Origin of the sequence: Pseudoalteromonas holothuriae (genome assembly GCF_945859825.1) — a bacterium.
Lineage (GTDB): Bacteria > Pseudomonadota > Gammaproteobacteria > Enterobacterales > Alteromonadaceae > Pseudoalteromonas > Pseudoalteromonas holothuriae.
Genome location: NZ_CAMAPC010000022.1, coordinates 31,610 through 52,054, shown reverse-complemented (window position 1 = coordinate 52,054; position 20,445 = coordinate 31,610). Strand labels below are relative to the sequence as shown.

The window sequence follows — 20,445 nt, the reverse complement described above, 5'->3', positions numbered from 1 at the left end:
AATGAGCAAATACGTCTGCGCCATTTTCTTGAGCGATAAAACCAAAACCTTTAGATTCATTAAACCACTTAACGGTACCAGTAACTGTGTTAGACATAATATCTATCCTGTAAATTAAAAATTAAAAATGCTGACTATCATCAGAGTCAGACGAAATAGCACAAAAAATAAATGATATTTAAAAACTACAGGACGAGGTACTTATAATAACGCTTCGAAATGGAGTGTATAAAGGTCTTACTTTTAAGCTGTGACAAACTATACAGACTTATTTTTTTAAGTCAATAGCTTTTATTTCTTAAATCTAGAGTTTGTATTTTTAATCAACGCAAAAATTAAATGTCTATCATATTGGTTTAAAATAAGTTTTATAAATAATTAGGCGTGTTGATCTTTGCTGTATGTTTTTACCGCAGTCATTCAGGTGTTTCCTCAAGACAGAACTTGCATCGCTAGTTATTCTATGTAAGTCAGGTGATAATGTAGAAAAATACCCGAATGACACTGCCCAAAGTGCTGATGAATCATCACAACCCACATAAGTCACAACTGCTCAGCCTGAAACGACGGAGAATTTGAATTCTTTTCGTTCTCCAATTACAAAGCAAAAATTGACTATACATTCAATTTAGGGTTGCTGATAAAACGCTCAACGAATTAGAATTTAATCATGTCCGTACCTTTTCCAAATTTTTTTGGGCAAAAATTCGGATCTTGTAACAGGCATTAAGTTCAGTTTCTTAAATGATATTTAGATTATTAAAACATGGAGCATTCTAGCTGGCTAAACGACTCATTAACTGCGTTAAAATAACTCTTGCAGAATAACGACATAGCAGACATTTCTCTGGTTACTAAACCTCTGATCTATAGCAATTTTTGGTCATTTATTTAATACAACTTGTAGTAATTAGCATTTACAGGAATTTGCTTGCTAGTCCATTAGCTACAAGATGAATTTATAAACTTGAACACTTTATGAAAAAGCCTAAGTTAATGGTAATAAGTAATGTAATGGTTATTTAAGCTTTATGGAACTGAGAGGGGGTTATATAAGAATATCGTTCTGAAATTTGAATATTAAAAAAGGCAGCCTATAGCTGCCTTTTTTGTTTCACTTAATTATTTAAAATTAAAGTGGAACGATGTTCTCTGCTTGAGGACCTTTTTGGCCAGTAGCAAGAGTGAATTCAACGCGTTGACCTTCAGCAAGAGTTTTGAAGCCATCGCCTTTGATTGCGCTGAAATGAGCAAATACGTCTGCGCCATTTTCTTGAGCGATAAAACCAAAACCTTTAGATTCATTAAACCACTTAACGGTACCAGTAACTGTGTTAGACATAATATCTATCCTGTAAATTAAAAAATTAAAATGCTGACTATCATCAGAGTCAGACGGAATAGCACAAAAAATAAATGATATTTAAAAACTACAGGACGAGGTACTTATAATAACGCTTCGAAATGGAGTGTATAAAGGTCTTACTTTTAAGCTGTGACTAACTATATAGATTTTTAAGAATGAGTCAACTTATTTTTTCAGTTATTTCTGTGGTTTGTTATTTTTTAACCAGTTTGGCGAGTATCTATTCAGTCACATACCAAACTGAGCATTCAAACTAACTTATAATATTAATGTAGTGCTGCGGTAAACGGAATTTCACTGCAGATCTGTGCTTCTGCAATTAATATTTCCTCTAAACGTGCGTCGATAGTTGATTTATCGAAATACTCATAAGCAAGCTCAACAAATAAGTTTTTATGTTTTTCTTCTGACTTTGCAATGGCAACATAAAAGTCCTTTTCTTTTCCCTGTGGCAATGCTTCGGCTACCAAAGAGAAACGTTCATGGCCACGTGCCTCTATTACTGCAGCAACTAATAAACGGTCAATTAAAAATTCGTCTTTTCCATTTCTAAATAGTGCTCGAATTTTTTTAACGTATGGATCTTTTTGGTCATTCCCTAAAATAATGTCACGTTCAGTGAGAAGCTTAAGCACTTGCTTGAAATGAATCATTTCTTCTATTGCCAAGTCAGCCATGGCTTTAACTAACTTAATTCTATCTGGATAATGACTTAACATAGACATTGCCATACCTGACGCCTTCTTTTCGGCTGCGGCATGATCTTGTAAAAATGTGCCAAAGTCTTCAAGTACTTTATGCGTCCATTCAAATGGAGTGTGGTATTTAAGTTCAAACATGGTGGAGTACTCAGGTCGCTTACGATTACCTGCATTCTATCGTATTCAAGTACACAGGCAAAGTCTGTGCACTTTTGGCCCTATGATTTTGCCAATTGATTTAGCAGCAAAGCGTCTTTATCAACTTTTCCGTTTCTTGTTGATTCAACTTTTAATGAGTGGCGAATGTTATTCCAAGCAGTTACTTTGCCGCCTTTGTTGGTAAAAGGCATTTGAATAGGGTCTGTAATTGTGGTGTTTAAAAAACAACTTAATTGTTCTAAAGCATTACTTGAGGCTACGTTGAGAGTTAAATTATCAGCCCCTTGTTTTGCAAAAAATGCCTCAGCGTCTTGTTTGTGTTTCATATAGCAGCTTTGTAGATAATCAAAATCGCTTGCCAAGCTAGGTGTTAAGTTATTAAACGTATTCAAAAAACAGCGTTTTATAGTGTCATTAAACCCGCCATCATGACGTAATAAGTTTATCTCCATACGTGATAAAAGCTGAGATATTGAGGGTAACCAAAGATCTAAATCTCGCTCTAGATAAATAAACCGACTCTTTGGAAAAGCGCTAGAGAGGAGTTGATAATCATTAAATACTGGTGTGTCGGCGATTACCTGAGCATTTTGAAATGCCTGCTTGGTATAGGCTGTATGAGCAGTTTTGAAGCCAAAATTTAAACACGCAATGCAAACACTCGTTGTGCCAGTTCTTGGTAATCCAACAATAAATATTTTACTACTCATAATACACTGTAAACCCAAATACCTATCAAGGCTAAAGCAACAAGTATACTAAAAGACGAACAATGACGATAGGCACCAAACTGGTGCCCAGTTAAAATGGTGATTACTTAATGAGATAAACAGCGTAAACTTGGGCATCAATCGTAATGGCACCTGTGTTGTACGCTTCTTTATAGTTACCAGACTCTGAGTCCATCATTGTCATTGCTGACGCCTGCCTTAAATAAGGCACCGTTGGTACGCTGAGCGGTGAAAAAGACACTGAATATAGTTTATCGATTTGTACCTCAAATTCAGCAGCTAACTCTTTGGCTGCAGACTTTGCATCTTTTATTGCTTTTAGCTTTAGCTTATTAGTTAATTCGTCATGGTTACTCACACTAAATTCGGTATTGTTAAATTCTGTTATGCCTGCATCAACAAGTTCTTGAAGTAATTCGGGGTAACTTTGTATTTTTTTTAATGTCAGAGTTAAGCTACGTGTTACTTTAAACCCTTCAAAAACCTCTTCATTAGTATTACGGTTATATCTAGTTTGCCTATAAACATTAAGCTGTTCAGCGTGAATATCATCACTTTTTATGTCAAATCGCTTAGCAAGTTTTATTGCTTTGGCCATTACACCATCAACGTTATTTTTTGCTGTTATTAACTGTTTGTTTTTTTCACTGATAGCAACTCTGATAGTTGCCCTGTCAGGTTGTACTTGTATTTTAGCTAACCCTTGTACATAAAGATGAGGATCATCAGGTAATGATGAAGCGATTGAACTTGCACAAAATAATGAAGCTATTAATAAGCTTATAACACGCATAGTGAATTCCTTTGTTAACTGATGATTCTATTGAACCATATTTTTATTAATCACTCCTGAACAAGAAATTCATCTAATAAAGCCTGCCTGATGATGGCGCTTTCTTGTTCAAAGAATAATCCTTCATGTGATTTTACAATATCAGATTGTAGTTTAGGGTCACGCATCGCATCGTCAAATAATTTAATTGCTTGGTGTCCTATTTCTGAGTCGGCACATACTATGTAACCAAAAGTAACTTCTTTTGCACCTGCAATTTTGTGAAACGTTATCTCGCCACTTTGTGATTCGCTTGGATACTCATTTTGAAATACCGGCGCATACTCAATAATTGCATCTACCTTGCCTTGTAAAAGCATTTTTCTTAGTCTAATAGAGCTATTAGCCCCTTCGTTTGAGAATATATGATGTTTTTTTTGTGCGAGTATATTATCAACCCCTTCTCCATAGGAGCGACCTTTTGCGATGCCCAGTTGCAAGCCATATTTTGAAATAACGTCTTCAATAGAAATAGTTTGAGGAAGTGATAGTCCACCGTTTATGATTAATCTATTAGCAGGGAATGCCATCAAAGGGTACTTGCCGTATATGGCTTGGCGTTCTCTTTGAGGTGTTTTAGCTTTATTGTAAAGGCAAGTTGATGGGTGACTATCAAGCTCTCTCCACTCTCTTATTCTACTAGCAGCAATATGATTAAAAATAAGCTTTCCATCTAACTTATTTTGTACTTTGATAAGCAATGTCATTGCTACATCAGTGGGCCCATAGCTTATTGATGTGTCATAATCAGAGGCTAAGTCAATAACCAATGCATGACACTTTACTGTAAACACATAGACAATAAGTATCAGATACTTCATATTTACTCCGAGTGCTTAAATTATGCTTTGCCTCCTTGGTCAAATTTAAGTATAGATATAAAAAAGCCAGCTTTCATTTTTGCTGGCTTCAATGTTTATTTAAATACTACAACGTTTGTAGTTGCGATACTCTGGTAACCAGTAGTTTCTCTCAATGGCAGCCCATATTGCATCATCTGACATTTCTAGTGCAACCCCCTCCTCCATTGCCTTTTTAGCTACTGCAAAAGCAATGCGCTTGCTTAATGGTTCAATCTCTACAAGTGCAGGTAACAAACTTCCTTTGCCAGTATTGGCCCAAGGTGATGACTCAGCTAATGTTTCACTTGAGACCATAAGCATTGCATCTGTAATGCTAGTTGCTTTTGATGCGATTACGCCAAGGCCAATGCCAGGGAAAATATAGCTGTTGTTGCATTGTGGAATTGGGAATGTAGAGCCGTTAAATTCAACGGGTGCAAACGGGCTTCCTGTAGCTACAATCGCATGTCCATCAGTCCATTCAATTACATCCTTCGGATGCGCTTCAACTTGTCGAGATGGATTGCTTAATGGAAAAATTATTGGCCGTTCACACCCATTATGCATGGCACGAATAACTTGCTCTGTGAATAATCCTGGTTGACCTGACACGCCAATCAAAATATCCGGCTTAGCGCAGTGCATCACATCAAGTAACGACGCGAAGTCACCACTGTATGACCAGTCACTAAGCGCATCTTTACTGTGTACTAATGCAGCTTGGAAATCACGTAGGTTTTCCATGCCTTCAGTTAATAAGCCAAAACGATCAACCATGTAAACTTGATTACGCGCTTGCTCATCAGAGATACCTTCGGCAATCATTTGGCTGATAATCTGCTCTGCAATCCCACAACCTGCAGAACCTGCACCTACAAATACAACTTTCTGCTGAGATAGCTTATCACCTTTAACGCGACACGCTGCCAATAAGGAGCCTACCGTGACTGAAGCAGTGCCTTGAATATCATCATTAAAGCTACATATTTCATTGCGATAACGTTTTAGTAATGGCATCGCGTTAGGTTGAGCAAAATCTTCAAATTGTAATAACACTGTAGGCCAACGACGTTTAACTGCGTTTATGAATAGCTCTAAGAATTCGTCATATTCTGTTTGGCTAATTCGCTTGTGTCGAGCTCCCATATACATAGGATCTGCTAGCAGTTTCTCGTTATTGGTTCCCACATCAAGCATTACTGGCAGAGTATAAGCAGGGCTGATTCCACCGCATGCAGTGTACAAAGAAAGCTTGCCTATTGGAATGCCCATGCCACCAATACCTTGGTCACCTAAACCTAAAATACGCTCGCCATCAGTTACTACGATAACTTTTACTTTGCCTTTGGTTGCGTTGCGAAGAATATCATCTATTTGGTGACGTTCTTCATAAGAAATAAATAAGCCACGTGAGCTGCGGTAAATATCTGAAAACTTTTCGCAAGCATCACCCACTGTCGGAGTGTAAATAATAGGCATCATTTCTTCTAAATGATCGCGCACTAAACGATAATAAAGCGTTTCGTTATTATCCTGAATAGCGCGAAGATAAATATGCTTGTTTAAATTGTCGTTAAAACTAGAGTATTGCTGATAACAACGTTCAACTTGCTCTTCAATAGTTTCATAACGAGGTGGAAGCAAACCAGCTAAATTAAAACTTTCACGTTCTAGTTGGCTAAAGGCACTGCCTTTGTTTAGTAAAGGCGTTTCTAAAAGATTTGGACCAGAATAAGGGATGTACAAATAGTTTGGATCAGTTTGTTTAGTCATATTTACAAGTTTTGACACATTTTTATAGGCTGAGAGTTCATTATTGCCTAATGTGGTTAAATTTCAATGAAATTCGCGCACATCAGACCAATGCAAAGCCCAGTAATACACTTAAAAGTGCGTAAACTGGGCCGTACATTATAACTTAATCTAGTTTACAAACCTATGGTTATTGTTGGTTTTCGCTTAACACAATCCCTTCTCTTCGAGGATCAGCGCCACCTAATAACTTGCCATTTTTAATCTCAATTGCATGTATTCCGGAGTTCAAGTCTCTTACTTGTACTTTATGGCCTTTTTGTTTGAAGAACGGAACAAAGCTCTCAAGATCAGTACCTTTTTCTAAAGTTGTATAATGATTTCTATTGGTAATGTTGGGTAAATTAATAGCCTCTTGAGGTGTTAATTGCCAATCTAGAACGCCAATAATAGTTTGTGCAACATAATTTATAATACGGCTACCTCCTGGTGAACCTACCACCAAACGCAGGCTTCCATCTTGGTTAAATACCATGACCGGTGCCATAGAGCTTCGCGGGCGTTTGTTTGGCTCAACTCTATTAGCTACCCAAAGGCCCTCTTTTTTTGGACTCAAGGAGAAGTCTGTAAGCTGGTTATTTAAAAGGTAGCCATTTACCATAACCGTTGAACCAAATGCCATCTCAATCGAGCTGGTCATGGATACAGCATTACCATCGCTATCTACAATCGATACATGAGAGGTAGAGGGCAGTTCATATCCATCGTCCATTGCATAGGCTAATCCACCTTTTGTTGGGTTACCTACTGGTACATTGTGATTATCTTTGTCGGTAATAAGCGTAGCGCGTTTTGCTAAGTAGTCGCTTTGCAGTAGCTCTGTTGTGGGTATAGCCACAAAATCTGGGTCAGCTACATAATGATTTCTATCCGCAAAAGCCAAACGTGAGGCTTGTGTAAATAAATGCAAACTTTTTGGGTCGTTTGCCCTGTACTGACTCAGATTTTTTCCTTCCAATAGTTTTAAAATTTGTAATACCGCAATACCACCACTACTTGGCGGTGCCATCGAGCAAACTTTATTCTTATGATAGTCAATACAAATTGCATCACGTTGTTTACTCTTATAATTTGCTAAATCTGATTGAGTTAGTTTGCCAGGTGCTATTGAAGAGTTTTGAACTGCTTCAGCTATTGCTTTTGCATTTTCACCTTGATAAAACGCGTTAATGCCATGTTGTGCTACTTGCGTATACAGTCGGGCTAAATCAGGGTTTTTCTTAATTGTACCAACTTTCAAGGGTACTCCACCTGGGTAGAAGTACTCTTTTGCAGGGGATAATTTCTCAAGCCCTGGATTAAAGCGCTTATGAAGAAGCATATTAAGTCGTTTTGACACAATAAATCCTTCACTCGCTAACTTGATTGCCGGTTGAAACAGCTCTTGCCAAGGTAGTTTACCGTATTTATCATGCGCTTGTTTAAATGCATGCAAAATGCCCGGTACGCCTACCGAACGTCCGCCTACTACCGCGTCTATCCAGCGTACAGGTTTACCCTGCTCATTTAAAAACAGCGTATGATCTGCATCACTTGGTGCGACCTCTCTACCATCAAAGGTGACCAACTGATTCAACTTCTTATCAAAAAATAAGATAAAAGCTCCCCCGCCTATTCCCGAAGACTGTGGTTCAACCAAAGTTAACACTAATTGAGTCGCTATTGCCGCATCAATTGCGCTGCCGCCTTGTGCTAGCATATTTTGTCCTGCTTTTGACGCATAAGGATTTGCAGCCGCTACCATAAACTTTTCACTAACAACTTGTTGCTTTTGTTGTAATCCTGTTGCGGCTTCTGGCTCTCTGGTTTCGCGCTTTTGCGACGTTTCAACTGCACTTTGGTTCAAAGTACAGCCGCTGAATAGTAAAACTCCCATCAGTGGATAGGCATATTTCATAATATTCACTTTTATCTGTTCAAATCATTGGCATGATAAAAGCAAAGAGGCACAATATGCAAAAAAATAATGTATAGATAATATGATTGATTTACCTCTACAAAAACAATATTTAGCTCCGCCGTTGATACTAATCTCACTATGCAGCTTATTATTGCTAATAAATGCAAACCCTTGGCTTGAATTTGATCGCAGTGTTGTGCAACAGCAATGGTGGCGAGTTTTCACAGGTCAATTTATGCATAGTAACTGGACCCACCTAGCACTAAATGCTTTAGGCGTGATATTTATTTGGTTATTGCATGGCGAACATCGCAGTGTAAAAGAATATATTGCGCATATTTTGTTTTTAGCTTTATGGACCGGTATTGGAATTTGGCTAATGTGTCCAGATATCATAATTTATACGGGCTTAAGTGGCTTATTGCATGGTGTGATTGTTTGGGGTGCGCTTAAGGATATTCAAGTAGGTGTGCGCTCTGGGGTACTTCTATTCATTGGTATTTGGGTAAAACTTGTATGGGAGCAAATACAAGGGCCAAGTGTTGAGGTGGGTGAACTGATTAACTCTCGGGTTGCGATAGAAGCGCATTTAATAGGGGCTATTGGAGGGCTTGCTTTATCGTTTACTTTATTATTTAAGCGGCATAAAAATATCACTTAAAAATCAAATTTGCAGGAGTACACTCAAATGTACCCCTGCTTGAACATAAGAGTAAATGCTACTCTAAGTCTTCGTCAATCGATGACGTTCGAACGCCGGGCTTAGCTAAAATTTCTAAATAAAATGAGTCAAGTTCTGCTTTTACAGCTTCATCAATACATTTATTAATTTCTTTCGTTGCTATCACGTCTGCTTGTGATTCTGTTGCGCCAAAACGACAATCAAAGTCCCAATAGTCAGCGCCAACAGGTAAAGTTTTGTTGCGTTCACGACGAAGGTATTTTTTAACTTCGTGTTTTATTGCATCGACTAAACGTGCAGGCTTAAGCTTTGGATGTGTTAAGGCAAAAGTCTTTTTCATGATTTTCTCAATGTAATAGCTGCATTTGTTATCGGACAAAAGCAGTAGTTAGAGGGGGAATTACTGCATATGATAGCCGATTTCTTATTAACGAGCGACAAAAACATAGATTACATAGAATTATGTAAAAACATCAGGCTATTTCTTAGCAACAAGCCAGTAGGATAAACCAAGCGCAAACACAACTCCGGCTATGCCAAATACATATTCAGGTGATGTTGTATCAAAATCAAGTATGATCACCTTTCTTGCAATCGCCATTAAGGCTGTTGCAATCACCAGTTGTAATGGCAAAATAGAGGTACCCAAGTACAGCCTGATGTTAATAAATATTTCAACAGCTATCAAAACGACCATGAATGCCCCAAACACTTGGAATAAGTCGCCAACACTTAGCAAAAACATTGGTGGAGCCATCAGCTTTTGATAGATTACGAATATAACATCAGCAACCCCCCACAATATGATTAACACCATTAGTAAAGCCAATGCTTTAATCGCGATGCGAATGATAACATGCAATGTGCTAATAAATGGGTCATCATGCTCTTGAGGTAGCTCTTCATGCACAAGTGAGCTAAGCTTTTTATCTTCTTTCATGTGTTGTTTGTTACCCTACTTAAGTTTAGTAAAAAGTATAAAAAACATTCGTGTAGAAGCTCAATAAACTTTATATGTTATATTTTACTATAGCCTAAACAGGGCTCAGATAGAAGAAATACCGCTTTGATAAGTTTTATGATTAAGCTAGATTTATGGCATAAATAAACATTAAGCATTTACACGTATGAATTTGAACGTTTATGCCAAATTAAAAAAAGCTTTTATACCAGTCAATATGTGTGTTACTGCCAGTGATGCGACGATGATCCCCATAACGCGGCTGATCACTGCTGCGCCTTGTGGACCAATTTTCTTAGAAAAAAATAATGAAATAAGCATGAGCGCTAAAGTCATAGCTAACACCACAAGCATGCTTAATGTAGTCACTAACTGTTCTTGAATATTAAAGCGGTCTTTTTCTGTTAAAATAACTGCAGCAAGCATTGCTCCGGGGCTTGCGATTGATGGAATAGCTAACGGAAATACCGATGAATGAGAATGCCCTTGCAGCGATTTTAGTTCAGATTCAGGTTTTGCATCGCCAAATACCATTGTTAAAGCAAAAATGAATAAGATGCTGCCCCCTGCAATTTGAAATGCCGACAAAGGAATTGCAGAAGCCGTAAGAATAAGCTCACCGCCAATTACAAAAAAGACTAATACAACTGCCGATATAAGCGTGGCTTGAATTGCCATAAAAACCTTTTCTCGTTGACGAAGGTGAGCTGATACAGCTAGAAAAATTGGGATAGTACCTACTGGGTCTATTGCCGCAAAAAAGAAGATGATGTTCTGTAAAAAAGGGCTATCCATTATACTTCCTACTCTGGTACTAATTATTTTTTGAATACCTCAATTAAAACTATATGAACTTATCTAATTTAGCGAATTTAGTTCGTCGTCAATTAGTTGCTCACTTAATAAGTCAATAAAACACCTTACTTTAGGTGATAAGTGTTTTTTGCTGGGATAAATTGCGTAAACATGAACCTGAGGCTGTGGAAACTGCTCAAACAACACATGTAACTCACCTGTACTTAAAGCATCAGTAATGTAAAATTCAGGCAAGCGACATATACCCAATCCAGATTGTGCCATGCTAGCTTGCATATTACCGTTGTTCGATTTGATCTTTTCCCTTACATTAACAATAAATTGCTTGCCTTTCACATCAATAAACTCCCAGCGTTCTGGTGCTTTTAAGTTTGAATAACAGATACAATCATGATTGACCAACTCCTTAGGGTGATGTGGACGTCCATGGCGTTCAATATAATCAGTCGAGGCAACAATATGAGTAGAACAAGAAAAAAGTCGTTTACATATTAAACTAGACTCTTCAAGTACTGGAGCTGCTCGCACAACTAAATCATACCCATCGCCAATTACGTCAATTCGCTTGTCACTAAAGTCTAAATTGAGTTTTACGTTTGGATAACGTTTTAAATATTGCTCAATCACTGGCTGAATATAGCTTTGACTTATACCTAGTGGACAACTCAGCTTCAATTCACCTTTTGGTTCATTATCATTGTGAGTTAGTAGCGCAAATGCATCACTTGCATCGTTTACAAGTTGTAAGCAATAACTGTAATACAACTCCCCTTCTGGGGTCAGCGCAATGGATCTTGTCGTACGGTTTAACAGCCTAACGCCTAAACGGGCCTCTAGCTTGTTCACCTCTTTGCTCACATGAGAGTTTGAAAACCCTAAAGCTTGAGCAGCAGCTGCAAAGCCACCGCTTTTAATCACTTGGGTAAAAATAAGCACGCCATCAAAAATTTTATTATTAGTCATATGGAAACAGTATCTTTACTTTTCACCTATTAATTAATATTGAATCTTAATCTATACTGCTATGCAACAAATAAATACAGCGAGTTGGTTTTTTTAAGTAGCAAAATAACTTGCCATCAATTCCCAAAAAATTAGGAGAGAATTATGAAAGTTTTAGCATTTGCAGCAAGCAGTAGTCGTCAATCCATTAATAAGCAACTGGCAACTTATGCCGCCTCTTTAGTTGAAGACGCACATGTAGAAGTTCTAGATTTGAATGATTACGAAATGCCGATATACAGCTCAGATAGAGAAAATGATCAGGGTATTCCAACACATGCACAAACATTCTATAAAAAGATTGGTGAAGCAGACGCAGTCATCGTTTCATTTGCAGAGCATAATGGGTCATACACAGCGGCTTATAAAAATATTTTTGATTGGACTTCTCGCATCAACCAAAAAGTATACCAAAACAAACCAATGTTATTATTGGCTACGTCTCCAGGTCCTGGTGGCGCAAAAAGCGTTTTAAGTAGCGCAGTAGGCTCTGCGCCATTTTTTGCAATGGACGTTAAAGCAAGCTTGTCTGTACCAAGTTTCTACGATGTATTTGACAGTGAGCAAGGTGTCTTAAAAGATGACGTATTGAACGCACAGCTTAAAGAATCGGTATTTTCGCTGCGTTCATAAGAAATAATCTGAGCCAAACTCCATGTTTGGCTCTTGACAAAAAATTAAGTGTTAAAAAAGCCAGATTTCCTTCTTTTATTGCATATTGCGCTATTGATTAGTGACACAAGTTCCCCCATTTTACGTATTAAGAATCTGACTCTGCATTATATTTTTTGCAGTTTTTACTATTGCTATTTCACTGAGGTGATTATGAAACGCGTTGTGTTATTTCTACTAACTAACTTAGCTGTAATGCTGGTGTTAGGGGTAGTTTTATCTATCTTAATGTCTGTGTTAGGTATTTCTAGCAGAAGCTATAGCGGCATTATGCTCATTGCTTTGGTGTTTGGTTTTGGTGGCTCATTTATATCACTGTTTATGTCTAAGTGGGTTGCAAAAAAATCAACGGGTGCCATGGTAATTGAGCAAGCTCGCAATGAAACACAGCACTGGCTATTACAAACAGTTGCTCGTCAAGCAAAGCAAGCCAACATAAAAATGCCTGAAGTGGCTATTTACGACAGCCCTGAAATCAACGCATTTGCTACCGGTCCAAGTAAGAACAACAGCTTAGTTGCTGTGAGCTCTGGTCTATTACAAAAAATGAGCCAAGATGAGGCAGAAGCAGTGCTCGCCCACGAAGTCTCACACGTAGCAAATGGCGATATGGTAACGCTGACATTAATTCAGGGCGTGGTGAATACCTTTGTGATATTTATCGCCAAAGTGTTGGCGGGTATTGTTGACAACTTCTTTAGAGGTGATGACGAAGAAGGTAGCAGCTGGGCTTACTTTGTATTTGACATGATTTTTCAAATTCTATTCGGTATCTTAGCGTCGATTGTGGTTGCCTACTTTAGCAGAAAGCGAGAGTTTGCTGCTGATAAAGGCGCTGCCGATTTAGTGGGTGCGCATAAAATGCGTGCAGCGCTTGAGCGATTAAAACAAAACCAAGAGTCACAACTTGAAGGTTCTATGATGGCATTTGGTATAGCGTCAGGAAAAAGTGTGGCTGACTTTTTCTCTTCTCATCCACCGCTTGAGCAACGAATTCAAGCTTTAAAGTAAATTAGTAAATAATTAGAAAGCGCCACTTCATCGTGTGAAATGGCGCTTTATTGTTTAATGTTGTGTTTATGGTAAGCAACCGGCTTTCGTGAAGAAGTATTTTACTTCGTAATCTTCACAGGTGGTATTACTACTGCTGCCACCATTGCTTGAATTCCAGCATGCAAAGCCTGTACTGTTGTTTACTAATTTCTGCCCGCTAAGGCTTGAGTCTAATTTAGTATCAACCACTCTCGCAATGATGCCAGCAATGTCACTAGATTCACAGCTTGTGGAGATATTCCCTGCTGTTTTATGTGCGTTGAATAATTCATTGTCACCATTATTTGGGTCATCTTTATCTAGCCAGCCTGTAGCATAGAGGCCTTCATCAACAAATGTATTGCCAATTTTGTACACTCCTAATGCATTTAACTCACTGCCTTCATTGCCGTGAAACGCAAATATTTGCTGTGATGAAGTAGAGCGATAGGTTGTGCACGTACCTTGGTTTGTGCCACCTGAAATATGATTGCCATTGTTAGAGGTAAACTTTATATAGTAAACAGTATCATAACCGTGTTTGGCATCATCTTTACAAATAGTAATATTTTTTAAGTACTCGCTTTTGCTTGAGTCAAAAGTTAAAGCATTACCCCAATTACCACCACTACCACCATACGTAACACACCGTTCTGAGGTGCCTACTTTAGTATGGCTTACACTTTGTGTTGTTTCGTAACATGCTTTAAATCCGTTTATTCTGCTACCAGAGCGTATTTTTACATAACTTAAATTGAATGTGCCACCTACTAATGCTTTGCGCTTTAATAAACTTATGTCGTCAAACGAGTCACCTTTGTTTGTTGAACCCACTGCGGACTGCTCAACAAACTGCCAGTCAATGTATTCTGATGCGTTTGCATACCAAAAATCATTAAACGCATTATAATAGTTTAACCAGATATTCTCGTTGGTGGACTGAATATCGTTAAGGAGCTGTACCTGCTCATATGCATTAAATGGCATACCAAATTTATAACTACCACCTAAACTATTGCAACTTGAAAACCCAGAACTCCATTCACCTTTACTTGCTGAAAGTTGCCAATTTCTATCGTCGTCGACACAGGTATGATATTGCAAGTTTGTACAGGCTTTATCGATAATGACTTCATTACTTTCTAAACTTGCGCAATTGCCAGCCCCATTCGGGTGATTGGTTTTCCATGACCATATATAATCTTCAATTTGTACTTCATTCGCACCATAACCACTAGCTGAACCCGTATTGTTGGCTTCTACTAAAGCTAACTCAAGAATTTGCGCACCTTTCTTAGCCCAGTTATTGAGTACTTTATCACCAGTTTTACTCGCACTTGGTCCATCAGTTGCCAGTTGTGTAGCGTCATCAATAACAACCGTCATATTATTTGCATTGTAATGAGCGGTTTGATCGTTGTTCACACATTCATCGCTACCGTTTTGGCAAAATGGTTGATTACTCTTTAAATTACCATTGCCATCAAACGCGTCTACGCCAATAAATACGGTATTCCAAAATTTAGAGTATTTACCAGAGCGATGGTACGAACATAAGTTGCTATGATCTCTCGGTGTTTGCACAACCGCAACAAGTTGCTTGCCCGCAGCGAGAATATCGCGTTTTGATAAGTGGGAAACTGGTAATGATGCACAACTTTTATCTGCGTAACCCCAATCTTCAGGAACTAAGAGGTAGTCTCCGACGTCTTTTTGCAACCGCTCCCCTATTTTGTTATGCCAATTTTTATGATCATTATGCTTATATGCTTCTATTTTTAATAGAATGACTTCATCGGGATTATCGCGAAGAAAATCCTTTATATCGTCTAACCCTTCAGACAACTTGGCATGAAAGCTTGAACATAGTGCTTTATTTTCTAATGAGTTATGGCATAGCATTGGCGTTGAATCAAAAGTGCCTTCGGGGTAGATATCAAATTCCATTACGCGAATACCGCGTCTTAGCAAACTTTTGGGAGAATAATGTTGGTTTACATCAGTATAGGTGCCTTTACTCCAACTATAAGATGCATAGGCGTTGTGCGCGCCTGCCCATAAAGTTTTTGAAAATGGCGCAAAGTTATCTATTTGCCCTTGTAAATCAAGACGTGTTACTTTGTCATCATCAGTATTTATTGCCGCAGTAGCTGTGATTGACACTGTAGATATCATCATTGTAGCAACCAACAACCTAGGCAGTTGAGTTAATTTTTTAACGTGTTTCATTTGAAATTATTATCCTTTTCAATATTAAGTTGGTCCTTAACTTGGTATACCACTGTGCATACCTAGTACGAGTAACCGCAGCAAAGATTAGAAGGAAAAAGTGCAAGGAATATGGAGGAATTAGAATTAATACTCAATTGTTAGCAACAAAACGTTAAAAAGTTGTTTTTTAGTTAACTCAGTACTTTAAATGATCATTTACGCTGGGGGACTTTAAAATTGAACATATCTCCTTATATCGTCAAACAATATGACAGGTATTAAAAAAAGCCGGTATAAAACCAGCTTCTATAATGTGTCTATATAAATTATAAACGTTAGTTGCTATTAAGATGGCGACTAATTAAAACGGTCAATGCTAATAAAAAACTAGATATCCACAAGCAAGCTATTAGCCCAAAGCTCTGATATACCACACCTGATAGTACAGTTCCAAGTAAGCGCCCCATCGCGTTGGCCATATAATAAAAGCCAACATCTAACGATACTCCATCGCTATCAGCAAATTTGACGATGAGGTAGCTGTGCAGTGATGAATTAATAGCAAATACACCACCAAAACAGAGCAAACCAATAACAATAACCCACATGCTCGCGAAGTTTTGGCTAATCGCTATGGCTATTAATGCAGGAATAGTTGTTAACAACAAAGCCCAACTTGTTAGCTGTTTGCTTGGAGTTACTTGTTTGGTTTTATTCTGTGTTATTTTGGGAGTATTGGCTTGTACTATGCCATAAAAAATAACCCAAATAGCCATGAAGCTACCTACTAATGTGTGATCCCAACCAAAAGTACTTGATAGAAAAACAGGCAATGCAATCACAAACCATACATCACGAGAGGCAAACAAACACAACCGAGCAGCAGATAAAACGTTTACTTGCTTACTTTTAGAAAATAGCTCGCTAAACTTTGGCTTAAACTTCTTCTTTCCAAGGTCTTGTTTGAGCAATACCAAGCTGGTTATCCAAGCAACCACCAACAGTGAGGTCATCGCCCATAACGCTCCTTGAAAACCAAGTAAACTAAGTAGTGCGCCCCCCATAAAAAAGCCTACGCCTTTTAGGGCATTTTTAGAGCCAGTAAGCCTTGCTACCCATTTATACAAGGTATTATCTGCATTTTCTGGGACCAATAGTTTAATGGCGCTTTTAGCGCTCATTTTATTAAGGTCTTTAGCAATACCTGAAAGTGCTTGTGCTGCCATTACAAACGCGACACTCAGCCAATCCGGGTTAATGGCCAGCATTACTAGTGCCACTATTTGTAACGATAGCCCTAAGTTCATAGTTTTATTTAAACCTAGACGCGCACCTAACCAGCCGCCAAGCAAATTAGTTATCACCCCAAATAACTCATAAAACAAAAACAGCATAGCAATGTTGATTGGGCTATACCCTAATTGATGAAAATACAGCACAATTAACATACGTAGTGCGCCATCAGTTAACGTAAAAGCCCAGTAATTACCTGTTATCACGAGGTATTGTTTAATGTCGCTTGAAAGGTTACTTAGTATCATAGTGATTACGCAAAGCGCTTTGCAACAACAAAACGGACTAAGTCTGCGGTTCGGTTTGCATAGCCCCACTCGTTGTCATACCACAGATACATTTTTAATTGAGTGTCATTTACGACCATAGTTGATAGCGCATCCACAACACTACTGCGAGGGTCAGTGCGGTAATCTATCGATACTAACGGTCTCGTTTCATGGCCTAGAATACCTTTAAGTTCACCGTTTGCAGCCTCAGCCATCCAAGCATTAACCTCCTCTTTGGTCGTGGGCCTTGTCACCTCAAACACACAATCTGTAATTGAAGCGTTCGCCAGTGGCACACGAATAGCGTGACCATTTAATTTGCCTTTAAGCTCTGGGAAAATATGCGTAATTGCAGTAGCTGAACCCGTGGTGGTTGGAATTAAACTCATACCACAAGCGCGTGCGCGCCGTAGGTCTTTATGTGGGGCATCTAAAATTGTTTGTGTGTTGGTAATATCATGAATTGTGGTCATTGAACCATGTTTTATACCAATTTTATCTTGTAACACTTTAACAACCGGGGCCAAGCAGTTAGTAGTACATGATGCCGCAGTAACAATATTATGTGTACTTTTATCGTAGTCTGTATGATTTACACCAAATACCACATTTAGTACGCCCTCTTCTTTTACAGGCGCTGTCACTACTATTTGCTCTACGCCTTGCTCTAAATAGGCTTGTAAGGCTGCTTTGGTTTTCATTTTACCTGATGCTTCAATGACTAAGTCACAGTGTGACCAATCGGTTTGCGCTATTTCTTTATTATGAGTGACAGCAATTTTATGCTCGTCTATGATCATATGCTGCTCGGTTGCACCTACTTCAAATTGCCAACGCCCATGCACAGAATCAAAGTTCATCAAATGCGCCAAGGTAGCTGCATCACCAGCGGGATCATTAATGTGTATAATTTCAATACCCTCGCTTGCATAAAGTGCCCGCATCGTTAAACGGCCCATTCGACCAAAGCCGTTAATACCTACTTTAATTGTCATGTTTTTTCCTTATTGATTGTTGCAGAAGTTTGCGACACGCTCAGGGCGCTCACCCATGCTATTGAGTTGTTCAGTTGCGGTTCGCAAAAATGCGCGGTTATGGTGATATGTTTGCGTAATGATATCTTTTACCCAATGAGGTAATTGTTCATTAATGCGATAGTAAACCCATTGCTTATGCTTTCGGTCTGTTAAAATACCGACTTTGCGCAGTTGTGCGAGATGTCTTGATATTTTAGGTTGGCTTAACTTAAGGGCAGCCATAAATTCGCATACACACAGCTCACTTTCTTGCTCTACAAGCAATAAACACTGCAAACGCGTGTTATCAGCTAGTGCTTTATAAAAAGTCAATAAATCCATTGTGATCTCTTTTAATGAATATACGGTAAATCATATATTCATAATTTCGTATATTCAATATTTAATTACTGAAATCGAATGCTGATTGCCAATATTCATACAGTTGTCATACTAACTAACACATCAACAGCACAGGAACATAACATGAATAATAAAACGGCCAGTTATGAAGTGAATTTTGATGGCCTCGTTGGCCCAACTCATAATTACGCTGGACTATCATATGGTAATGTAGCATCTGTCAATAATGCTGATGCTATATCAAACCCAAAACAAGCAGCATTGCAAGGCTTAGCAAAAATGAAAGCCATGCATGAAATGGGGTTAAAACAAGGGATTTTTGCCCCTCATGCCCGCCCAGACATTAATGCACTTAGGCGTTTAGGGTTTACTGGTAATGACACGCAAGTAATTAATAAAGTAGCAAAGGAATCTGTGGTGCTATTAAGAGCGGTTTATTCAGCTTCAGCGATGTGGACGGCCAATGCTGCAACCGTTTCCCCTTCTTTGGATACGAAAGATTCGAAGGTGCACTTTACAAGTGCAAACCTTAATAATAAGTTTCATCGCTCGTTAGAACCACACACTACAACGAGTTTACTCAAAGCGATGTTTAAAAATGATGATTACTTTGTACATCATACACACTTACCTGAACAGCCATTCTTTGGTGACGAAGGCGCAGCAAATCATACTAGATTGTGTGATGATCATGCGTCAAAAGGACTAGAGCTGTTTGTTTATGGAACAAGTAGCTTAGACAGTCGTATTGTGAGCCCGAGTAAGTTCCCAGCCCGGCAATCGCTTGAGGCGAGCCAAGCTATTGCTAGATTACATGATCTCAATGAAGGTCAAGCGTTATTCTTACAACAAAATCCTGATGTTATCGACCAAGGTGTTTTTCACAATGACGTGATAGCAGTTGGCAATGAAAATGTATTGTTGTGTCATGAGCAGGCATTTTTAAATCAAACAAATGCATTAGAGGTAGTTAAGCACGCTTACGTAGGTGAAAAAGAGATGCATATTATTCAAGTACCAACAGATATGGTAAGTGTTGATGATGCAGTTCGAAGTTACTTATTCAATAGCCAACTAGTGACACTGCCTGATGCTTCAATGATGCTGGTGGCACCGCAAGAGTGTAAAAATAACGCGAGAGTGAATAAGTATATTGATTATATGCTCAGTGCCAATAACCCTGTTAAAGAAGTAAAATATTTTGATTTGAAGCAAAGCATGCAAAATGGTGGAGGTCCAGCATGTTTGCGCCTTCGCGTAGCACTGAATGACAATGAGTTAAATGCTATTAACCCTGACGTGATGATGAATGCAGATAAATTCGATACTTTAACAAATTGGGTTAATAAGCATTATAGAGATAAGTTGACAGATAAAGACTTAGCCGACCCACAGTTAATGAATGAAAGTTACACTGCCCTTGATGAATTAACCAAGTTATTATCTCTTGGTAGTGTTTATCAATTTCAGCGCTAGTTTCTATATATGAAAAAGCCCAGCGATGCCGGGCTTTAATTTCAGGGAAAATAATAACTACTACTTTGCAAGGACAAAGCAATTCACTTCAAATACTTGAACATAAGTACATGCAGTGAGTGATAAAGGTATATTATATACTGTATACAATCAACGGTAGCGCAATGATTTTTGCAAATTTATCAATTTTTATACTTATAAGATATTCAGTTAAGTTATTTATTCATAAACTTTGTAGCTTGCTGATCATTTACTCAACATTCTACCTTTAAATACAGCAAGATAATGTATCCCAATAGTACGTAAGTA

General features: G+C 38.3%; 20 protein-coding genes. 4 read left to right on the top strand and 16 right to left on the bottom strand.

Annotated elements, in window-relative coordinates:
• The 8 genes from OCI93_RS18745 to ggt all read right to left on the bottom strand — a co-directional run.
• Positions 1-97, bottom strand: a 97-nt coding sequence (locus OCI93_RS18745) for a cold-shock protein (RefSeq protein WP_261627040.1), incomplete at its 3' end; no start/stop codon positions are given.
• 1,035 nt (positions 98-1,132) lie between these two features.
• Entirely contained in the window at positions 1,133-1,342 is a 210-nt protein-coding gene (locus tag OCI93_RS18740) for a cold-shock protein (RefSeq protein WP_261627035.1), read from the bottom strand.
• Between the two features lie 290 nt (positions 1,343-1,632).
• Positions 1,633-2,205 (bottom strand): MiaE family protein, encoded by a 573-nt coding sequence (locus tag OCI93_RS18735; RefSeq protein ID WP_261593872.1) that lies wholly within the window; start codon positions 2,203-2,205, stop codon positions 1,633-1,635.
• An 80-nt stretch (positions 2,206-2,285) separates the two neighbouring features.
• Positions 2,286-2,936 (bottom strand): sulfotransferase, encoded by a 651-nt coding sequence (locus tag OCI93_RS18730; protein WP_261627034.1) that lies wholly within the window; start codon positions 2,934-2,936, stop codon positions 2,286-2,288.
• A 103-nt stretch (positions 2,937-3,039) separates the two neighbouring features.
• Positions 3,040-3,750, bottom strand: a complete 711-nt coding sequence (locus OCI93_RS18725; protein WP_261593874.1) for an SIMPL domain-containing protein — start codon at positions 3,748-3,750, stop codon at positions 3,040-3,042.
• 50 nt (positions 3,751-3,800) lie between these two features.
• Entirely contained in the window at positions 3,801-4,610 is an 810-nt protein-coding gene (locus OCI93_RS18720; RefSeq protein ID WP_261593876.1) for an ABC transporter substrate-binding protein, read from the bottom strand.
• Positions 4,611-4,709: 99 nt separating this feature from the next.
• Positions 4,710-6,404: an NAD-dependent malic enzyme gene (locus tag OCI93_RS18715; protein ID WP_261627033.1), complete on the bottom strand. Its 1,695-nt coding sequence runs from the start codon at positions 6,402-6,404 to the stop codon at positions 4,710-4,712.
• Between the two features lie 169 nt (positions 6,405-6,573).
• Positions 6,574-8,340: a gamma-glutamyltransferase gene (gene ggt / locus OCI93_RS18710; RefSeq protein ID WP_410007650.1), complete on the bottom strand. Its 1,767-nt coding sequence runs from the start codon at positions 8,338-8,340 to the stop codon at positions 6,574-6,576.
• Positions 8,341-8,422: 82 nt separating this feature from the next.
• Here ggt and rrtA point away from each other — a divergent pair, with 82 nt between their 5' ends.
• Positions 8,423-9,004: a rhombosortase gene (gene rrtA / locus OCI93_RS18705; RefSeq protein ID WP_261627032.1), complete on the top strand. Its 582-nt coding sequence runs from the start codon at positions 8,423-8,425 to the stop codon at positions 9,002-9,004.
• A 58-nt stretch (positions 9,005-9,062) separates the two neighbouring features.
• Here the strand turns inward: rrtA and OCI93_RS18700 are convergent, their stop codons facing one another.
• From OCI93_RS18700 to OCI93_RS18685, 4 genes are all read right to left on the bottom strand, one after another.
• On the bottom strand, positions 9,063-9,365 hold the full coding sequence (locus OCI93_RS18700; RefSeq protein WP_261593879.1) for a DUF6172 family protein: 303 nt from the start codon (positions 9,363-9,365) through the stop codon (positions 9,063-9,065).
• A 138-nt stretch (positions 9,366-9,503) separates the two neighbouring features.
• Entirely contained in the window at positions 9,504-9,965 is a 462-nt protein-coding gene (locus OCI93_RS18695) for a phosphate-starvation-inducible PsiE family protein (protein ID WP_261593881.1), read from the bottom strand.
• 201 nt (positions 9,966-10,166) lie between these two features.
• A complete protein-coding gene (locus OCI93_RS18690) occupies positions 10,167-10,781 on the bottom strand; it encodes a MarC family protein (protein WP_261593882.1) in 615 nt (204 codons plus the stop codon).
• 63 nt (positions 10,782-10,844) lie between these two features.
• Positions 10,845-11,765: a LysR family transcriptional regulator gene (locus OCI93_RS18685; protein WP_261593883.1), complete on the bottom strand. Its 921-nt coding sequence runs from the start codon at positions 11,763-11,765 to the stop codon at positions 10,845-10,847.
• A 144-nt stretch (positions 11,766-11,909) separates the two neighbouring features.
• Here OCI93_RS18685 and OCI93_RS18680 point away from each other — a divergent pair, with 144 nt between their 5' ends.
• Both OCI93_RS18680 and htpX read left to right on the top strand, forming a co-directional pair.
• Positions 11,910-12,437: an NADPH-dependent FMN reductase gene (locus OCI93_RS18680; RefSeq protein WP_261593885.1), complete on the top strand. Its 528-nt coding sequence runs from the start codon at positions 11,910-11,912 to the stop codon at positions 12,435-12,437.
• 192 nt (positions 12,438-12,629) lie between these two features.
• Positions 12,630-13,487, top strand: coding sequence for a protease HtpX (htpX, locus tag OCI93_RS18675; RefSeq protein ID WP_261593886.1), 858 nt, complete (start codon positions 12,630-12,632; stop codon positions 13,485-13,487).
• Positions 13,488-13,553: 66 nt separating this feature from the next.
• Here the strand turns inward: htpX and OCI93_RS18670 are convergent, their stop codons facing one another.
• The 4 genes from OCI93_RS18670 to OCI93_RS18655 form a co-directional block, all read right to left on the bottom strand.
• A complete protein-coding gene (locus OCI93_RS18670; protein ID WP_261627031.1) occupies positions 13,554-15,737 on the bottom strand; it encodes a phosphatidylinositol-specific phospholipase C domain-containing protein in 2,184 nt (727 codons plus the stop codon).
• Between the two features lie 317 nt (positions 15,738-16,054).
• Positions 16,055-17,260 carry an organoarsenical effux MFS transporter ArsJ gene (gene arsJ, locus OCI93_RS18665; protein ID WP_261627030.1) on the bottom strand — a complete coding sequence of 402 codons (1,206 nt, stop codon included), beginning with the start codon at positions 17,258-17,260 and terminating at the stop codon, positions 16,055-16,057.
• Positions 17,261-17,265: 5 nt separating this feature from the next.
• A complete protein-coding gene (locus OCI93_RS18660; RefSeq protein WP_261627029.1) occupies positions 17,266-18,276 on the bottom strand; it encodes an ArsJ-associated glyceraldehyde-3-phosphate dehydrogenase in 1,011 nt (336 codons plus the stop codon).
• Between the two features lie 9 nt (positions 18,277-18,285).
• The gene (locus OCI93_RS18655) at positions 18,286-18,639 is read right to left on the bottom strand and encodes a metalloregulator ArsR/SmtB family transcription factor (RefSeq protein WP_261627028.1); all 354 of its coding nucleotides are present in this window, start codon (positions 18,637-18,639) and stop codon (positions 18,286-18,288) included.
• Positions 18,640-18,783: 144 nt separating this feature from the next.
• Here OCI93_RS18655 and astB point away from each other — a divergent pair, with 144 nt between their 5' ends.
• Complete coding sequence (astB, locus tag OCI93_RS18650) at positions 18,784-20,136, top strand: N-succinylarginine dihydrolase (RefSeq protein WP_261593893.1); 1,353 nt, start codon at positions 18,784-18,786, stop codon at positions 20,134-20,136.
• Positions 20,137-20,445 lie beyond the last annotated feature (309 nt).